Source organism: Shewanella submarina, from assembly GCF_042646185.1.
Classification (GTDB): domain Bacteria; phylum Pseudomonadota; class Gammaproteobacteria; order Enterobacterales; family Shewanellaceae; genus Shewanella; species Shewanella corallii.
Genome location: NZ_JBHRTD010000018.1, coordinates 435,798 through 454,691 on the forward strand (window position 1 = coordinate 435,798; position 18,894 = coordinate 454,691).

Sequence of the window (18,894 nt, forward strand, 5' to 3'; positions counted from 1 at the left end):
AGACTCTTAGTTAAAAGTGTGTTTTTCTGCAGGGAAGCGTCCTTCGACAACTTCTTCAATATAGGCTTTAACGGCCCCGCGTATCTCACCGGTTTGCTTAAGATAGTTTTTCGAAAAGCGAGGGATGTAGCCGCTGGAGATACCCAGCACATCATGCATCACCAGGATCTGGCCATCGGTATCTTTACCGGCACCAATACCGATAACCGGGATAGTCAGGGTCTCAGAGATGGTCCTGGCCAGCGCAGCAGGAATACACTCCACCACCAGTAGCTGGGCACCTGCGGCTTCCAACGCCTTGGCATCATTGATAATACGCTGGGCATTGTCGGCATCGCGTCCCTGAACCTTAAAGCCCCCAAAGACATGCACAGACTGAGGAGTCAGGCCAAGGTGGGCACATACAGGAATACCGCGCTGGGTCAGCATTTTTACGCTTTCCAGCAGCCATTCACCACCTTCCAGTTTGACCATATTGGCACCAGCCTGCATCAGCTTGGTGGCATTTATCATGGTCTGCTCAGCAGTGGCATAGCTCATAAAGGGCATATCCGCGATAAGCAGAGCGCGTTCGATACCTCTGTGTACACAGCGGGTGTGATAGGCAATATCTTCGACAGTGACCGGCAAGGTGTCGCTGTGACCCTGCAGTACCATACCCAGTGAGTCACCGACCAGCAGTACATCAATGCCTTCCTGGTCGAACGCTCCGGCAAAGCTGGCGTCGTAGGCGGTCAGGGCCGTGAACTTGCGGCCTTCCTGTTTGAACTTAATCAGAGTTGAGCTGGTTACTTTTGACATAACGGGTACTTATAAATCTGTCAGGAGAGGCAGTTATAAGTGAACTTGGCATTAAGTTCAACGTCTGTCCGTCACAGGCTGATGATTACAGCCTGTGTATTGGTCAGAGTTGAACCAGCTCAGATTGCAGGGCAGGGGTGAGTAAATGTTGCAGTGGGGTGCCGCAGGGCAGGATGAGATCAGGTACCAGTTCAGCCAGCGGCACCAGCACAAAGGAGCGCTCCTTCATACCGTAATGGGGCACAGTCAGTCTTGGCACCTCAATGATGGCATCGCCATACAGCAGGAGATCCAGATCCAGAGTTCTTGGGCCCCAGCGAACCAGTCTTTGCCGTCCCTGCTCCAGCTCGATGCGCTGCAGTTCATCCAGCAGTGTCAGTGGTTCAAGGTCAGTTTCCAGTGAGGCCACAGCGTTGACATAGTCAGGCTGGTCTACTTCGCCCATAGGTGCAGAGCGGTAATAAGAAGAGACTGCAAAGGTATCCGGCTTTGCCAATGCAAACAGCGCCTCACAGGCGCTGTTTAACTGTTGCTCAGGGCTGTCGAGATTAGCGCCCAGTGCGATAAAGACTCTGGTCATTAATTTGCCTGAGGCTTGCTGTTTTCGCCATTGCTGTCGCCGGCAGGACGGCGGCGACGGCGGGGATTGCGGTTGCGGCGACGTGGCGCCTTACCACCGGACTTGGCCAGAGTGGATTTCAGCTCGTCATCCGCGCCAACAAAGGATTGCCACCAGTTGGCACTCTTGGCGATGTTGCCACCTTCAGCTTCGCCACGCAATAACAAGAGGTCATAGGCCGCACGGAACTTGGGGCTCTCCTGCAACTTGAATGCACGGGTATTTTGGCTGCGGTCGAATCTCAGCTGCATCTGCCAGATATCACGGGCAGGCGCAGTAAAACGACGGGGAATGCTGATGGTGCGACACTGGTCTTCCAGTACATCACCCATGGCCGCAAAGCTGGCATCATACAGGTTCAGTCCGCTTTCATGGGCGATCTCTTCGGCGCGGGTACGCAGTGGATACCACAACAGAGCGGCGTAGAAGAAGGCCGGAGTCACAGGCTTATCCTGTTGCACGCGGGCGTCTGTGTTGCTCATCACCATCTGTACCATACGGGCCAGAGAACCTTTCGGGTTTTCTTTGATGCCGTTGTGCAGCAGTGGGAACAAAGGCCTGAACAAGCCAAAGTCCTGCATCATATGGTAGTTGGCTTCGCCTTTTCCTGAGAAGAACAGCTTGAGTACTTCTTCATACATACGCGCAGCGGGAATATCGCTCAGTAGATGGGCCAGATCACGGATTGGCGCTGCTGTGGCTTCATCCAGTTGCATATCCAGCTTGGTGGCAAAGCGCACGGCCCGCAGCATACGGACGGGATCTTCACGGTAGCGTTTTTCCGGATCGCCAATCAGACGCAACACACCGGCATTCAGGTCCTGCAGACCACCGCCATAGCTACGGATACTGTAATCACTGATGTCGTAATAAAGCGCGTTAACGGTAAAGTCGCGGCGTTCAGCATCTTCATCAATCGAACCATAGACGTTATCACGCAACAGGCGACCCGAGGCATTGGCCTTGGAGGTCTTCTCATTGCCCTGTTCGTGGTGACCACGGAAGGTGGCAACTTCGATAACGTCACGACCAAACACAATGTGCGCCAGACGGAATCTGCGGCCTACCAGACGACAGTTACGGAACAGCTTTTTAATCTCTTCCGGCGTCGCATTGGTGACTACGTCGAAGTCTTTAGGTTCCAGGCCCAGCAGGAGATCCCGCACGCCGCCACCCACCAGGTAGGCCTTGTAGCCGGACTTGTGCAGTCGGTACAGAACCTTCAGGGCATTCTCGCTAATCTGTCGACGGGAAATGTTGTGCGCGCTGCGTGGAATAATCTCCAGAGTCAGGCCTGAGTCCAGGGTCTCCAGATCAGGATTGTTTTTACTCTGCGCGTCTTCAAACAGTTGCTTACAGAATTGGCTGATACGGCGAAAAATGGGACACCTCGGAACGATAACTGTAATAGGTTAAAATCTGGCGGCTATTCTATACCAAATGCCGCAGGATGAGTATATGCACTGGCAGGCGCGCGTCAGTCCGGATTCAGCAGAATTTCACGCTGCCTTGGTAAGTTGCTCAGGTCGAATTGGGATACAGCCTGCGCCAGCATAAGTCTGACATCTGACTCTATTGCTACCGGTTGTTGCCCCAAAAAGGCTAATGCTGCCTGCAGTGCTTTCTGAGGCGATTTGGGATCAACAGGTGTAGCGTGGTTTTGTTTTGACAGCTTAAACCCAGGTTCCAGACTGGCCAGTGGCAGGTGTAACCAGGTCGGCTGCTGCAATCCAAACTGTTGATACAGACTGATTTGTCTGACCGTGGCTTCCAGCAAATCCGCGCCCCGCACCACTTCTGTTATGCCCTGAAAGGCATCATCCATCACCACAGCCAGTTGATACGCGTATAAACCATCACTGCGCTTGATAATAAAATCTTCACTGGCAAAGGCCTGGTCTGTCGTCACTTCACCCATCAGCTGGTCGTCGAAGCGGGCAACAGCGGCTTGATTACGGATACGAATAGCCCCTTGGTTAAGCGGCTCAATCAGTCGGCCACAGCGACCATCATAGGTGCCACCCATAGCTTTAATCTGTTTACGGGTGCACTGACAATAATAGGCCTGCTCGTCTGCCAACAAATGCTGTAGATAGGCTTCATAGGCGTCCAGTCTCTGGCTTTGATACAGTACACTGCCATCCCACTCCAGACCAAAACGCTCGAGTGTATAGAGAATATCATGGGCGGCACCAGGGACTTCTCTGGGGGGATCTATATCTTCGACCCGGAGCAGCCACTGACCATTTTGCGAGCGCGCACGCAGATAGCTGCCTAAAGCGGCAACCAGTGAACCAAAATGAAGCGAGCCTGAGGGGGACGGCGCGAAACGGCCGACATAGGACGTGTTATTCAAAATATGCTGCTCAACCACGCAGCCAGGGCGGGCACAAACCCGCACCTGAGGCAGGCATTAGCCCGCCATCTGCTTTTCTTTGATCTCTGCCAGAGTTTTGCAGTCGATACAAAGGTCGGCGGTTGGTCGCGCTTCAAGGCGACGGATGCCGATTTCAATACCGCAAGAGTCACAGAAGCCGAAATCATCGTCTTCAATATTCTGCAGTGTCTTCTCAATCTTTTTAATCAGCTTACGCTCGCGGTCACGGGCACGCAGTTCCAGACTGAACTCCTCTTCCTGAGCTGCACGGTCAACTGGATCAGGGAAGTTTGCGGCTTCATCCTGCATGTGGTTAACGGTACGATCCACTTCTTCACGCAGCTGATTACGCCAGGCTTCCAGTATCTTCTTGAAGTGAGCCAGTTGCAGCTCGTTCATGTACTCCTCGCCAGGTTTTTCCTGGTACGGATCTACACCTGCGATAGCGAGAACGCCAAGTTTTTTAGTGCCTTCAGGCATAACGCATCTCCTGTCATCAATTGCGTTGTAGGGCGTCTAAATCAGAACGGCCGCTATCTATATCAGAAAGAACCCACCTAGGCAAATCTTTCTCATTTGCATGAATGAATTCTTTGACTATGTCCGCTAATTACTGGAATTTCAAATTTTATGCTGCAAATTTATAGCAGTACATCGCACGGAAAGCGTATTTCGCTGCAACTCTCTGTCAGGTCAACACGGTATGCCAGAACCTCAACCCCCGCATCCACCGCCTGCTTACAAAGTTCGGCGTAGGCTGGATCGATATGCGCTGCCGGTGCCACCTTATATATGCCGGTATGTTGCACAATAAACAGCAATACGGCGCGTTTGCCCTGAGCGACCATTTGCATTAACTCCCGCAGATGTTTCTGTCCTCTGGTGGTCACTGCATCCGGGAAATAGCCGCAATCATCTTCTTTTAACGTGCAGCTTTTTATTTCTATATAACAATCTGCTTTATCTTTATCAGTTAACAGAATATCTATCCGACTGTTTTCTTCACCATATCTGACTTCCCGCGACAGTTTTGCGTATCCGGCAAGCTCAGCAATTACACCTGCCTGTATTGCTTCCTCTGCAAGGGCATTGGCCCGCCCGGTATTAATGCCGATAAGCTCATTATCCGGAGTTTGCATGATTTCCCAGGTACAGGGGTATTTACGCTTGGGGTTGTCGGAGCGGGAGAACCAGACAGTTTCACCGGGAAACAGGCAGTTTTTCATCGAGCCTGTGTTGGGGCAGTGAATAGTGATCTCGCTGCCATCGGCCAATTGCACATCGGCAAGAAATCGCTTGTAGCGTTTCAGCAGTTTGCCCTGTTCCAGTGGTGGTGAAAATTGCATGGATTCGTTCCCGGAAATGAAAAGGCTACAGGCTAACAAGATACTGATTTCAGTCAATCCTTCGACTTGGTTCGTTACTGGGGGAGATGTACACTGGAGGAAAACTGTATCCCAAGAAGCAACAAGGAATCTCGATGACGGAACTTATGCTGGTCAACCTGACCGAAGAAGCACCCCAGGCCAGCTGGGGAAAAGCTGATGTAACCTTTGCCGGAAGCTCCGCTTTTATTCATATTTCTGCTTCACTGCCATTACTGCAAATCCAAAAGGCGGCGCGCAAGCTTCGCAGCCTGGGGGTTAACCGTATCCAGTTAGGCGGAGATTTGTGGGATCTCGACTCTCAATGGGCCTTTGCCCAGGGGTTTGTTGACCCGAAAATGGATTATGAACTGCACTGGTGTGGTGATGAGCAAACTCAGCAAACCCTGACTCAGCGACTGACCTGTGCCAATTTTGCCCGCCAGTTGATTAACGAAACCCCTGAGAACTTGTCTCCTGTGAAGCTGGCGCTGACGGCGGCGCACTGGTTACAGGATTTGGCCAACGACCATATCAGCTATCGTATTGTGGAAGGTGAAGCCCTGCTGGCAGAACAATGGGTGGGTATCCATGCTGTAGGACGCGGCAGTGAGCGCCCTCCTGTGCTGCTGGAGCTGGACTACAACCCGCTGGGTGAAGATGCACCTGTCTCTGCTGCCCTGGTAGGTAAGGGCATTACCTTTGATTCCGGTGGCTACAGCATCAAGTCTTCAGAAGGCATGCTGGGCATGAAGTGCGACATGGGCGGTGCAGCCACAGTGACCGCTGCATTGGGCCTGGCTATTCATCAGGGCCTGAACAAGCGGGTTAAGTTGTATCTGTGTTGTGCGGAGAACCTGATCAGTGGTCATGCCTACAAGCTGGGTGACATTCTGACCTACAAAAATGGTGTCACAGTTGAAGTGGTGAATACTGATGCTGAAGGCCGTCTGGTATTGGCTGATGGCTTGCAGGCTGCCAGTGAATCCGGTGCACCTTTGATTATTGATGCCGCCACACTGACCGGTGCTGCGCTGATGGCTGTCGGTAAGATGTACAACGCGGTATTCTCTCCTCAGCCTGAAGTGCTTGAACTGGCCCGTACAAAAGCATCTTCTGTGGGTGAGCGGGTTTGGCCATTGCCGCTGGATCCCTGGCATCTGGAAGCTTGTCCATCAGCTTATGCTGATACCGCCAATAGCCGTGCGGTAAAAGGCGGCGGTCCGGGTGGTGCTTCCAATGCGGCTGCCTTCCTGTCTCGCTTTGTCAGCCCGGATGCACAGTGGCTGCATATGGATATCGCTTCCTCTTTTGAAGATACTGCAGGCCCCATGTGGAGCGCCGGCGCAACTGCGCACGGCGTGTTGACTGTGGCTGAGCTGATTAAAGACTGATAGCGCTTAAGCCAACACAGAAACCGCCGTTTATCGGCGGTTTTTTTATGGTTTCAAATAAGTCGGAGGGAAATATGGAGATTATCAAAGCGTCCAGAGAGGATGCGCTTTGCTGTTATGAACTAAGAAGAGAAGCCATTCTTTATGGATGTCGGGGGCACTATTCGCAGGAGGATCTTGAGAGATGGGTTTCGGGTGACATGCCTGAATGGTTTAAGGAGGTCGTCGAGCAGCACTTCTATCTGATCAGGCTGGACAATGAGTATGTCGCCACAGGTTTTCTGGACGAAGAAAACAGCTTGCTGGAAGCGATATTTGTCAAACCTGCAGCTATGGGCAAAGGTGTGGGGCGAGCAATGGTCAGGCACCTGGAAGGGATAGCGATAAGCAAAGGGTTTACAGAGCTTGGATTGGAAGCAACATTAAACGCCGCTCCTTTTTATCGCTCTTGCGGTTACGGCGGTGCAGAGCGCGAGCAGGCATCCGTGTATCACTCTCCCAAAGGTGTATCCCTGGCCAGCGTGAGAATGAGTAAATCGCTTAATGCGACAACGGCCAGCTCTGAATAATGTCGTATTGCACTCCACTACCCGGGTTGTGAGAGTGGTAAAGGTGCAGTTCAGTTGGCTCCAATATGATGGGGGAGGCTGAGATCTCCGGGGGTAAACCTCTGGCCTTACGGCTCAGGGTGATATGAGGAGTGTAACTGTGCTCACTGGCAGTCAGCCCCAGCGCTTTGACCAGATCCTGGGTAGTGGAGGCCATAGCTTGCAGGCCGGAATCCATGGTCTTACCGCTCAGGCAGAGAATTCTGGGCCCGGGCCAGTGACTTAAGGTATCCAGAGTCACGTTGAATTGCAGTCTGTCCATCTCCCCGACAGCATTTTTCAATATCGCTTCCTGCCGCAGGTCGAGCATACCGAAAAAAGCCAGCGTCATATGCAGGTTTGCCTGAGGAACAGGTTGTCCCCAGGGGGCACAATTCTGCTGTAGCTGTTGCAGTGTCTGCGTTTGTGCTTCAGAAGGCGCGAATCCAAGAAAAAGTCGTTTCATTTAAATCGCTAAATCAGGGCTATCTGCTGAAAATCTTATTCTATCCTTATAAATGATTATTCTGGAGGGACAAAGGAAATGCCTACATGCCCGCAGTAAACAGTACTCCTCTGCAGCAAGCCCTGGTCGATATTTTCAGCGATGCACCTTTGGTGACTCTGGAGCAGAATGTAGACAGAGCGCTGATTGCCATCACTCAGCAGTTACATTGTGGTGGAGTCTTTGTTCTCAGCTCAGATTTTTCCGGCAAAGGGATCCGCCCCCGCAATCTATACGTGAAGGCTGGCGCCGGGATGGCGTCCAACAAGGACTGGCCGCTGGCGCGCATGCCTTTCTTTCGTCGCCAGATCAGAACTCCAAAGCTGCTGAATTTTCCTGACATTAATGAGTTACCAGCAGATGCCAGGCAGGAGAAACAGTTCCTGCGGGAGCAAAGAGTAAAAAGTCTGTTGGTGCTTCCCCCACTGGTGTTTGGTGAAACCCGAATAGCGGTGGGGGCAGTCAACTATGAGCAACCCAGGCAGTGGGATGACAGCTTTATATCTGAGCTGCAGCACGCCCAGGCTCTGATTGGTGCAGCGATGGAGCTGACCCGTATTGCCAGAGCCCTGCTGCAAAGTGAGCGCCGTTATCAAGAGCTGTTTAATCAATTACCCCTGGCCTGTGGTGTACTGGATGCCAGTGACAGGCTTACCATGCTCAACCATGTGGCCAGAATGAATATGCCGCTGACTGAGGAACACTCCATTTACGAGTTGGTCAGTGAGGAAAAGCACGAAGTGTTGAGGGATACAATCCAGATTGTGCGGGAGGGCAGGTTATCTCAGGCCTGGTGCGAACTGCCTATTGTGGCGAGGCAAAATACACGTCACTGGTTGAAACTCAACTTCAGCCGTATGCAGGACAGCGATAATCTGGTGATTATGGCGGAAGATGTCAGTGAGCAGCACAGGCTGGCTGATGAGCTGTCGTTTCATGCCAATTACGATACTTTGACCGGCTTGCCCAATCGACTGCATTTTGAAGCCATGCTGGAAAAGCTGCTTAGTCGTGATGAGCAGGTGCCTGTATGCATTGCCTTTTTGGATCTTGACCAGTTTCAGGTGATCAACAATATCAGCGACCATATCGCCGGTGACAAGCTCCTGTGTCAAATCGCGATGCGTCTGAAACAGCTGGTGCGGAAAGGGGATATAGTGGCCAGATTGGGTGGCGATGAGTTTGGCATCTTGATGCATTACTGCAATCCCGAATCCGCCAAGACCATAGCAAAACGTATTTGCCAGCAGGTCGAGTCCCATGAGTTTGAATGGGAAGGACGCCAGCACAGAATCACGGCCAGTATGGGGTTGGCTATGTTGGCGCAGGATGCTCAGGATATCTACAGCGTGATGACCCAGGCCGACGTTGCCTGTCGGCTGGCGAAAAATGAAGGCCGTAATGGCTGGCAGTTTTACAACGCATCAGATCAGCGAATGAATCGCCTGTTCAGTGAAATGCTGGCATCGGTAGATATTGTCGGCGCCCTGGCCGAAAACCAGTTTGAACTCTATTTTCAGACTATTGCTCCGCTGTTGCAGGATGAGTCCGGACTGCATCTGGAAATATTACTGCGCCTGCCAAGAGAGAACGGTGAGATGTTGTCACCGGCATTGTTTTTACCGGCTGCGGAGCAGTACAACCTGGCATCTAAAGTTGATCACTGGGTGGTCGACAACCTGCTGAACTGGGCTACGGCCAACCCGGATATCTGGCAGCAGTTGGCGCTGGTTTCGGTGAACCTGTCGGCTACCTCGCTTCAGGATCAGGAGTTTATGACCTGGCTTGAACTCAGATTGATGAGTGAGCCGCAATTGGTGGACAGACTCTGCTTCGAGATAACCGAAACCGCCGCCGTCAGCCAGATAGAGCTGGCGACTGCCCTGATTGACCTGCTCAAACCTCTTGGTTGTAAGCTGGCGCTGGATGATTTTGGCTCCGGGTTCTCCAGTTTTGCCTATCTGAAAGAGTTGGATGTGGATTTTGTCAAAATTGATGGCCAGTTTGTTCGCCAGGTTTGTGCCAATGCCAAAGATAAGGCGATTGTGAACGCGATTTGCCAACTCTCCCGGGACATGCATTTTCAAACCATTGCTGAATTTGTTGAAAACCAGGAGATCAGTGAACTGCTCGGCGCGATTGGTGTGGATTATGTGCAGGGCTACGCAGTGTCCAAGCCTTGTCCTCTGCATGAGCTGGAAAACAGCCTTGGTCAGGGAGACAGGAACATCAGTGCCTGAGGGCGCAGGTTGGACTTGCCAGTGTCTTCCTTAGTAAACTGGCGCTACTTTTCAGCGCCTTTATGATGTTCACCCTTGAATCAACTGCCAATTCAACAACTTTTCACTCCATTAAGAAATGCCTTCAGTCACGCCAATCAAGTCATACTGCAGGCACCTACCGGCGCAGGTAAATCCACGGCTCTACCTCTGGCTATGCTGGACTGGCCGGAGATCAACGGACGCATCATAATGCTGGAGCCCCGCCGGGTTGCAGCCCGCAGTGTGGCTCATTTTGTGGCGGCTCAGCGTGGGCAAAACGTTGGCCAGGAAGTAGGGTATCGTGTTCGTGGTGAAAGCCGTGTCAGTAAGCAGACCCGGCTGGAGGTGGTGACCGAAGGCGTGTTGACCCGGATGATCCAGCAGGATCCTGAGCTGGACGGCATTGGCCTGATTATTTTTGATGAAATTCATGAAAGGCACCTGACTACCGACCTCTCGCTGGCGTTGGCGCTTGAGGTTCAGGCTTCCCTCAGGGATGACCTCAGGATTCTGGCGATGTCGGCGACACTTTCCGGCTTACCGCTGGAAACTCTGATGCCGGATGCTCCTTTGCTGGAAAGCGAAGGTCGCAGTTTCCCGGTAGAGGTTTGTTACCGCGCCCCCAAAGCCCAGCAGGATTGGATTGCCCATATGGGGCAGGAATTGGTGAGTTTGCTGCAGTCCCTGCCGCAAGCAGTCGCCAACAACGAACACAATGGAGTATTGGCTTTCCTGCCGGGGAAAGGTGAAATCCTAAAGCTGCAGGCGTTTCTCCAGCAGCGTTTGGCCAGCGATAAATATGGCATTTTCCCCCTCTATGGCGAGCTGACGGGCAAGGAACAGGATGCCGCAGTCGCACCTCTGGAGGACGGCAGGATTAAAGTGGTGCTGTCGACCAATGTGGCTGAGTCCAGTTTGACCATACATGGCATCTCCATGGTGGTGGACTCGGGCTACAAACGTCACGCAGGTTTTAACCCTAAAACCGGCACGTCCCGACTATCCCTCAAGCGTATCAGTCAGGCATCTTCGATTCAGCGCAGTGGCCGTGCCGGACGTCTGGCACCCGGTTATAGTTTGCGCCTCTGGAGTCAGGATGAGTTTGACCGCCAGCCCAAGGCGGAAGATGCTGAAATACTGCATACAGATCTGCTCTCCATGGCGCTGGATTGTGCCAATTGGGGGGCACGCCGTATTGATGAACTCAGCCTGATGACCCCGCCGCCGGCAGCCAATGAAGCTCAGGCCTGGGACCTGTTGAAGTCACTGCAATTGGTGGATATCGAACACAAGCTGACGGCTCACGGCAGAGAGGCCTATGAGCTGGGCAGTCATCCCAGACTGGCCCATATGCTACTTAAAGCAAAAACGCTGGAAACTGAGTTGGCTGATCAATATTTGCTGCCCCTGGCCTGTATGTTGGCTGCGGTTTTGGAAGGACGGGGTCTGCCACGCCGGGGTGAAGATATCAGTAACTACCTGCAGCTGGCCTGTAAAGGTCAATTGGCGGCGCAGGCAAACCGCTGGCTGAAACAGTTTGGCAGGCAGGAAACACTCACAACAGTTGCTGGTCAGGCACATCTAAAAGATATTGGTTTGCTGTTGGCGCTCGCTTATCCGGACCGGATCGCCAAACGTCGCGGTATCGATGGATTCCAGTTGGCCAATGGCACAGGCGTTAACCTGGCTCCTGAGTCCAGTCTGGCGCATCAGGAATATCTTGTCGTGGCTGACTTTCAACAGTCTGAAGGCCGCAGCTCAGGCCGTGTTTACCTCGCTTCTGCTTTTGATCCTGAGTGGCTTAACGGGCCTTTGGCATTTCTGGTGCAAGAGATGGATGAGTGCAGCTTCGATGAGCAAAGTGGCAGGGTGTCGGCCCAGCGATGCACCCGGTTGGGCAGCATTACACTCAAGTCCTCCCGTTTGCAGAATATCGACCGGGATATGATTAAGTCCGCCATGCTGGGATTGGTCGAACGTAAAGGATTACAATTGCTGGATTTCAACGAAGATGTTCAGCAGTTTTGTACCAGGGTGCAGTTGGCAAGGGAGTATGATGCCGGCTTTGATTGGCCGGACTTCAGTGAACTTGCTTTGGTGGCCCATCTGAGTGACTGGCTGGCACCTTATCTGGATAATGTCTCGACCCTGGCGCAGCTCGGAAAGCTGAATTGCAAAGAGATGCTGACCAATGCTTTGCCGTGGGAGTTACAGCAGCGCCTCAAGCAGATATTGCCTTGCCGTTGGCCTTTGGCCACCGGAACTCATGCGCCTGTCCGTTATGAGGTGGATGGCAGAGCTTTGCTGAGTGTTCGGTTGCAGGAAGCTTTCGGCATGGAGGACAGTCCGCAACTGCTGAATGGCAAACTTAAAGTGACCATGGAGCTATTGTCACCGGCTCGTCGGCCGTTGGCGCTGACCTCAGATCTCGCCAGTTTCTGGGCCGGCCCCTATGTGGATGTGAAAAAAGAGATGCGGGGACGCTACCCCAAGCATGTGTGGCCGGATGACCCGGTAAACACCATACCGACCAAACACACCAAGAAATATAGTCAGAATAAGGCCTGAGCCACGGCCAACTGCAATCACTGACAGCAAGGTATTATGACGAAAACCACAGATAAACCCGCTAAAAAGACCGGCACGACAGCTGGACGTAAAACATCTGCTGCGGGGCGTAAGAGTAAAGGGACTGCCAAAGCCGCGGCCAAAACTTCGGTATGGCGCACCATCTGGTCTATCAGTTGGAAGTTGGTTGTGGCCATGACTGTGCTGGTGGCGAGTTACTGTATCTATCTGGACCAGATTATTGCCCGCAAATTTGAAGGCCAGAAGTGGTATTTGCCTGCTCAGGTGTTCAGCCGCTCTATGGCGCTGTACCCCGGCGCTGCAGTTAACCATCACCAACTGATAGCCGAGCTTAAACTGCTTGGCTATCGCAAGGTTGCCAATCCCCGCCAGGTTGGAGAGTTCTCTGCATCCAGTACCAAGGTGGATATCTGGCGTCGTCCCTTCCTGCATCCTGATGGTAAGCAGGCGGAACAGCGGGTGATGGTGGAGTTTGATCATCAGGGGGTCAGCAGAGTATGGCGGATAAGTGATAACAGAGAGCTGGCAGTGGTGCATATGGAGCCTGTGCTGCTGGATAGGATTATTGCCACCGACGGCGAAGACAGACTGTTCGTCCCTACCGCTGAGATGCCTTCGACTCTGGTGGATGCATTGTTGCTGACCGAAGACCGACAGTTTTTTGAACACCATGGTGTCAGCCCGCTGGCCATTCTCAGGGCGCTGATTGTCAATATCAGTGCCGGGCGGACTGTGCAGGGGGGCTCTACCCTGACTCAGCAGCTGGCCAAGAACTTCTTCCTGTCCAGTGAGCGCTCTCTGGAACGTAAAATCCGTGAAGCCCTGATGGCCATTATTATTGATGCCAGATACAGCAAGCAGGAGATCCTGGAAGCCTACCTGAACGAGGTTTATATGGGACAGGATGGCGCCCGTGCCGTTCATGGTATGGGACTGGCCTCCCAGTTCTATTTCGGTCGTCCAATCGGTGAACTGACTCTGTCCCAGCAGGCATTCTTGATCGCTGCTATCAAGGGACCCTCTTATTACAATCCCTGGCGTTATGAGGATCGTGCCCGGGAACGCCGTGACCTGGTGCTTAAGCTGCTGATGGAAAATGGCAAAATTTCAGGTCAACAGTATGCTGCCGCAGCCGACTCACCATTGGGGCTGAGAAGTAAAGACAGAGCTGTGCACCAAAAGCTGCCTGCTTTCTTTGCTGAGGTGAGGAAAGAACTGTCTCAGCGTTATGGTGGCAGTTTGCTGAAGCAATCCGGTATCAAGGTATACACCACCCTGGATCCTATCGCTCAGGAAGCGGCTGAGAAAGCCGTCCGGGATACCCTGAAACAGCTGGATAAGAACAACAAGGATCTGCAGGTGGGGATGGTGGTCACTGACAGGTACGGTGCCGGTATTGCTGCCATGGTGGGGGACAGAAACCCAGCCTTCGAGGGCTTTAACCGTGCCGGTGAGATCCGCCGTCCCATAGGCTCCCTGATCAAACCCTTTGTTTATGTGACCGCGCTGGAGCAGGACAAATACACCCTGGCTACACCATTGGCAGACCAGCCTATTACCCTGACCAATGGCAATGGCCAAACCTGGTCGCCACAGAATGTGGATAAGAAATTCAGCGGTGAAGTGCCCATGATCCAGGCTTTCAGCCGCTCCATGAACGTGCCCACGGTTAACCTTGGCATGAAGTTGGGACTGGATAATGTCGCTCATACCCTTAATCGTGCCGGATGGCCGGACCGTGTGCCTGAATACCCTTCTATGTTGCTGGGGGCGGTCAACGGTTCACCTATGATGGTAGCCCAGGTCTATCAGACCCTGGCAGACGGCGGCCGTTATCGCCAGCTCAAGGCGGTGACCACTGTACTGGATGAAAATAATCAGCCGATTGAGGCTGCAGAGAGCTCACGTCACACGGCCTGGGGCAGAGGTCCGGATTATCTGATCCAGTACGCCATGACCCGGGTGGTTGAGTCGGGTACCGCAAGACGTCTGGGGCAGGCATTCCCGGGCGTCACTCTGGCGGGGAAAACCGGCACCAGTAATGACAGTCGTGACTCCTGGTTCGCCGGGTTTGATGAGCGTAATGTCGCTGCCGTCTGGGTTGGGCGCGATGATAACGGCAAGACCAGCCTGTATGGCTCCAGTGGCGCCATGGCGGTTTATCGTAACTTCCTGGGTAACCGGCCTCCGGTCAGTCTGAGGATGACGCCGGTGGATAATGTGGTTCGCGGTTGGTTTGATAAAACCACGGGCCAGGCCATGGAGTCAGATTGCGCTAACGTGTGGCAACTGCCAGCCTTGAGTGAAAGTTACCAGCCTGCACGCAACTGTGGCAAACCACTGGAGTGGTGGCAAAAGCTGTTGGGTGGCTGAGAGCCACCCATCAAGTAAGCTGGAAACAGAAAAGCCAACCAGAAATGGTTGGCTTTGTTTTTTTATTTAGTCTCGTAAGACGTTTGTAACCAACTCAACCAATTTTTCAATCTTGATATTGGACTGTTGGCGGTAATCAAAATAGGGGCAGACGAACAGCTTGTGTTCGGCATTGATGGCAAACTCATTATCAAGCCAGGTCAGAGGTACGGTTATCTTGCTCTCATTAACCAAACGCTTGGCATAGGTGCGCCCCATGATGATGTGCAGGCGATTGTCGTCAGGCTTGAGGGTCGGAGGGCTGAACAGCAGGGCGGTTTGACAGCCCTGTTGCAACAGGTGTTTATCCCTGTATCCCTGCCATTCAGTCGCTTGAGAGCGGTAGTTGAATTGCGGCTGGGGCAGGGCAAACAGCAGCTTGGCATAGACATTAAACACCTTACGCCAGCCATTGCCACAGGCCTGGCCAATGGCATAAATCTCACCGTCTACCAGAGGCTGGCAGTGTTCAAGCTCAGCCATATTCATAAAGGCAGGACGATTTTCAATATAGGCTGCAATCTGAAAATCAGCGTCCCCAAGCCCTGAAATATGATGACTCATGCGGATAACTCAGGCGTTAACAGATCCTCAGAGTGAGGATTGGATGTTGGAGGCAGGCTATCTGGCATGGCATAAAGATATCCCTGCTGCTGAAAGACGCCTCTGGCTAGCAAAAAGTCCGACTGTTCGCGGGTTTCCACTCCTTCGGCGATCATCTGCAGTTTATAGTCGTGGCCAAACTTGATCATTGAGTCCAGTACGCCTGCCTTCAGGTCATCTGTGCCTATGGTATCCACAAACATCTTGTCGATTTTAATGCAGTTGATATTGAGCTGCTGCAGGCTGGCCATACCACCAAAGCCCGTACCAAAGTCATCTATTTTGATGCTGTAGCCATGACTCAACAATAGGTCTATGTTGCGGCGTGCTGCCGGGATGTCTTTTATCTGCTGTCGTTCGGTTAACTCAAACATCAGCTGTTCTCCTTTGGGCCAACCAAGTGCAGCCAGTTGGCTGGTTAGACTGTCTGATTCCAGGTGGGCAGCAACGATATTCAGGGTGATCCACTGATCCGACGGCAGATTGTCCATATCTTTAAGTACATTACCGACCAGCTGTTCGGTAATTGGCATAATTAAACCTGTGCTTTCTGCGATATCAATAAATACCCCGGGAGCTATCGTCTCGCCCTTATGCATCCAACGCAGTAAGGCTTCATATCCAAGGACTTTGCCATCCCTCGCATCGACAATAGCCTGATAGACAGGCTTTAGCTCATTCAATGATATTGCCTGTCTCAGCAGGTTCTCCAATGAACTGGTGTGCTGTTGCCACAGTAGCAGGCTGATATAGGTCAACAGACTGAGAATAAGACCAGCGCCCATGGTTCTTTGATAGGCCCAGCTACTGGTGTGGGCATGTAACTGATTGCCTCCCCAGGCATGCACATGGCTCTTGGTAGTTGAGGATGCGATTCTGACCTCTTTAGCCAGGAGATCAGTTTTAATAGCCAAGGGACCGGCGATACTCAGGTTGCCAAAACCGTTGAGGTCAATCTCCAGATAAAAACAGTCCTCACAGGGGCGATCGACAACAAAGGGGCTACCTTTGGAGCTGAGTAACATAAACAGCGTGCCCCTGGGGCCGGTGAAATTGATTGTGGTTTCTGTCAGGTAACGCCCAACTTGAACCTTGTCACCATCGTCATGATTAATGGTTTCCAATTTCTCAAACTTTGGGACAAAGCCATCTCCAAGGGAGGAACAGGTAAGACCGTCATTGGTAATTAACCCTATCACCCGGATGATGTGGCTACCCTGGAAGGCTTTTTGCAATAGCTCTTGATCGTAGGCATCGCACTGAAAGTTCATACGTTGGCGGAGTTCTGCGACTGCATTGTCCAGTTTGCGTGAATTGGCGTCAATTCGTTCCAGAGTCTCTATCGCTTTGTCGTGCAGTAATTGTTCAAACTTGTATTCGATGAGATAGGGCGCGCAGAGTTGAAACGCCAGAAAAGGTAACAGTGATACCAGAAAGTAACGGAAGGTGAGAGGTAAAGAGGACACTTGGCTCCCGTTAATCAATTAGTTAGCGAAAAAATAGCATAACATTCGGTCAGACGATTTTATGTGATTAATGTCACCTTGGGTATCAATATTTTGACTTACATATCAGTCCCATGACCTGTAGTTTTTCCTGGAAGTGAAAAGTGAAAAGTGAAAAGTGAAAAGTGAAAAGTGAAAAGTGAAAAGTGAAAAGTGAAAAGTGAAAAGTGAAAAGTGAGAAAAGACCACCATTGACAATCTCACTTGCTGCTGCGTCACCAAGTGGCGGTAGAGGGGCTCGCAGTATCGAGTTGGGCAGTGCCTGAAGCGTTACACCTGGAGGGGCGGGGTCAGTTGGGAGTGGTCTGCGGCTTACCGTAAAGATACCCCTGATGCATATATACACCATGGGCAATCAGAAAGTCGGCTTGCTCCTGGGTTTCAACTCCCTCGGCAATCATTTCAAGATGATAGTCGTGACCGAATCTAATTAAAGACTCCAGGACTCCAGCCTTAAGATCGTCCGTCCCAATAGTATCAACGAACATCTTATCGATTTTTATGGCGTCAATATTCAGCTGTTGCAGACTGGCCATACCGCCAAACCCGGTACCAAAGTCATCAATTTTGACGCTGTAGCCGTGGCTGAGTAGTAACTCCATGTTGAGTTTGGCTGCCGGAACATCCTGGATTTGTTGGCGTTCGGTCAGCTCAAACATGAGTTGTCGTGGCATTGGCCATCCCATAGCAGCCAGAGTGTTGACCAGACTGTCAGTTTCCAGGTGAGCTGCAACTATGTTGATTGTTACCCATTGCCCCTTGGGTAAATTTGCCATCTCTTTTAATACGTTCTCTAACAGTTGCCCTGTAATGGGCATAATCAGCCCGGACTTTTCTGCGACCTCAATAAATGCCGTTGGAGGAATGACCTTCCCCCTGTGGTGCCATCTGAGCAGGGCCTCATAGCCTACAGTTTGTCCGTTAACTGCGTTGACAACCTTTTGAAAGGCGGGTTTGAACTCGCGGTTGGCAATCGCCTGCTTCAGCAGGGTTTCCGGAGAGCTGTGGTAGTGCTGCCACAGTAGTATGGATGTGAGACTCAGTAAACTGAGAATCACTCCTGCGACCAATGTGACTGTGTAGGCCCAACTTGTGGTGTAAGCGTGAAGATTATTGCCAGCCCAGATATGCAGGTGCATTTGCATCTTGGAGAAGTTATATCTCAGTTCGGTTGCCAGAAGTTCCTTCTTTAGCTCAGGCTCCCCAACGACGGTAAGTTCTCCATGGTTATCCAGATGTATCTCGAACAGGAAACATCCGTCGCAGGGGCGATTGGCCACAAATGGGCTGCCCCTGGAGTTGAGCAGGACAAAGATGTCGCCCTTTGACGTCGGGGTATACACAATGGTTTCTTTATTAAACTTGCCTACCAGAACCTCATCACCAGATGAGTTGTAATAACTCTCAAGATCTTTGAATTCCGGTATAAAACTCCTGCCCATAGAAGTGCAGATCCCACCCTTTGGTGTTTTAACCCCAATGACTCTGGGTACATGACTGTTTAGAAACGCTTCTTGCAGCAGTTGTTTGTCATGTTGGTCACAGGTGAAGTGCAGTCGATTTTCCAGGCACTGCATAATTTCCAACAGACGTTCGTTGTTATGCTGCACACGCTCAATGATTTCATCAGCTTTGCTTTGTTGTAATTGATTGAACTTAAATTGAGAAAGCTGGGGTGCGGCGAATTGTAGAACCAAGAAAGGTGCCAAAACGAAAACAATATATCGGAACGTAAGAGGGAAGGATGGCACGGTAATATGTTGATGACTTGTCTAAATAAAGGGAAAACTAACGTGTTGAAGCGTTAGTTTATGTGATTCCTCCTGTTTTGGATATGGGGATTTTTCAGTTTAGCCCGGCGAGGAATCCGCCGGGCT

At 51.8% G+C, this 18,894-nt stretch carries 15 protein-coding genes; 5 read left to right on the forward strand and 10 right to left on the reverse strand.

The features are described 5' to 3' along the window. Window positions 1-6: 6 nt before the first annotated feature. The 6 genes from panB to sfsA form a co-directional block, all read right to left on the reverse strand. Window positions 7-801: a 3-methyl-2-oxobutanoate hydroxymethyltransferase gene (gene panB / locus ACFOE0_RS18935; protein ID WP_248934162.1), complete on the reverse strand. Its 795-nt coding sequence runs from the start codon at window positions 799-801 to the stop codon at window positions 7-9. Between the two features lie 103 nt (window positions 802-904). Continuing rightward, complete coding sequence (gene folK, locus ACFOE0_RS18940) at window positions 905-1,381, reverse strand: 2-amino-4-hydroxy-6-hydroxymethyldihydropteridine diphosphokinase (protein ID WP_248934163.1); 477 nt, start codon at window positions 1,379-1,381, stop codon at window positions 905-907. Beyond that, entirely contained in the window at window positions 1,381-2,829 is a 1,449-nt protein-coding gene (gene pcnB / locus ACFOE0_RS18945) for a polynucleotide adenylyltransferase PcnB (RefSeq protein ID WP_380712789.1), read from the reverse strand. The genes folK and pcnB overlap by 1 nt, the downstream gene beginning before the upstream one ends. Before the next feature lie 68 nt (window positions 2,830-2,897). Continuing rightward, window positions 2,898-3,779, reverse strand: coding sequence for a tRNA glutamyl-Q(34) synthetase GluQRS (gene gluQRS / locus ACFOE0_RS18950; RefSeq protein WP_248934753.1), 882 nt, complete (start codon window positions 3,777-3,779; stop codon window positions 2,898-2,900). Between the two features lie 54 nt (window positions 3,780-3,833). Beyond that, window positions 3,834-4,277 (reverse strand): RNA polymerase-binding protein DksA, encoded by a 444-nt coding sequence (gene dksA / locus ACFOE0_RS18955; protein ID WP_115139041.1) that lies wholly within the window; start codon window positions 4,275-4,277, stop codon window positions 3,834-3,836. Window positions 4,278-4,438: 161 nt separating this feature from the next. Then, the gene (sfsA, locus tag ACFOE0_RS18960) at window positions 4,439-5,143 is read right to left on the reverse strand and encodes a DNA/RNA nuclease SfsA (RefSeq protein WP_248934164.1); all 705 of its coding nucleotides are present in this window, start codon (window positions 5,141-5,143) and stop codon (window positions 4,439-4,441) included. Window positions 5,144-5,277: 134 nt separating this feature from the next. On the opposite strand from sfsA, the gene pepB reads away from it, so the two are divergent. After that, window positions 5,278-6,555, forward strand: a complete 1,278-nt coding sequence (pepB, locus tag ACFOE0_RS18965; protein ID WP_248934165.1) for an aminopeptidase PepB — start codon at window positions 5,278-5,280, stop codon at window positions 6,553-6,555. A gap of 74 nt (window positions 6,556-6,629) precedes the next feature. Continuing rightward, on the forward strand, window positions 6,630-7,124 hold the full coding sequence (locus tag ACFOE0_RS18970; protein ID WP_248934166.1) for a GNAT family N-acetyltransferase: 495 nt from the start codon (window positions 6,630-6,632) through the stop codon (window positions 7,122-7,124). Here ACFOE0_RS18970 and thpR read toward each other — a convergent pair. Then, a complete protein-coding gene (gene thpR / locus ACFOE0_RS18975; RefSeq protein ID WP_248934167.1) occupies window positions 7,096-7,608 on the reverse strand; it encodes an RNA 2',3'-cyclic phosphodiesterase in 513 nt (170 codons plus the stop codon). The genes ACFOE0_RS18970 and thpR overlap by 29 nt on opposite strands. A gap of 86 nt (window positions 7,609-7,694) precedes the next feature. Between thpR and ACFOE0_RS18980 the strand changes: the two genes are divergently transcribed. From ACFOE0_RS18980 to mrcB, 3 genes are all read left to right on the forward strand, one after another. Further along, window positions 7,695-9,887, forward strand: coding sequence for a putative bifunctional diguanylate cyclase/phosphodiesterase (locus tag ACFOE0_RS18980; protein WP_248934168.1), 2,193 nt, complete (start codon window positions 7,695-7,697; stop codon window positions 9,885-9,887). Window positions 9,888-9,962: 75 nt separating this feature from the next. Beyond that, window positions 9,963-12,476 carry an ATP-dependent helicase HrpB gene (gene hrpB, locus ACFOE0_RS18985; protein WP_248934169.1) on the forward strand — a complete coding sequence of 838 codons (2,514 nt, stop codon included), beginning with the start codon at window positions 9,963-9,965 and terminating at the stop codon, window positions 12,474-12,476. A gap of 36 nt (window positions 12,477-12,512) precedes the next feature. Then, window positions 12,513-14,870, forward strand: coding sequence for a penicillin-binding protein 1B (mrcB, locus tag ACFOE0_RS18990; RefSeq protein ID WP_248934170.1), 2,358 nt, complete (start codon window positions 12,513-12,515; stop codon window positions 14,868-14,870). A gap of 66 nt (window positions 14,871-14,936) precedes the next feature. Here the strand turns inward: mrcB and ACFOE0_RS18995 are convergent, their stop codons facing one another. The 3 genes from ACFOE0_RS18995 to ACFOE0_RS19005 form a co-directional block, all read right to left on the reverse strand. Continuing rightward, the gene (locus ACFOE0_RS18995) at window positions 14,937-15,473 is read right to left on the reverse strand and encodes a DUF6942 family protein (protein WP_248934171.1); all 537 of its coding nucleotides are present in this window, start codon (window positions 15,471-15,473) and stop codon (window positions 14,937-14,939) included. Beyond that, complete coding sequence (locus ACFOE0_RS19000) at window positions 15,470-16,978, reverse strand: EAL domain-containing protein (protein ID WP_248934172.1); 1,509 nt, start codon at window positions 16,976-16,978, stop codon at window positions 15,470-15,472. The genes ACFOE0_RS18995 and ACFOE0_RS19000 overlap by 4 nt, the downstream gene beginning before the upstream one ends. 329 nt (window positions 16,979-17,307) lie before the next feature. Then, window positions 17,308-18,714, reverse strand: coding sequence for an EAL domain-containing protein (locus ACFOE0_RS19005; RefSeq protein WP_248934173.1), 1,407 nt, complete (start codon window positions 18,712-18,714; stop codon window positions 17,308-17,310). Window positions 18,715-18,894: the final 180 nt, after the last annotated feature.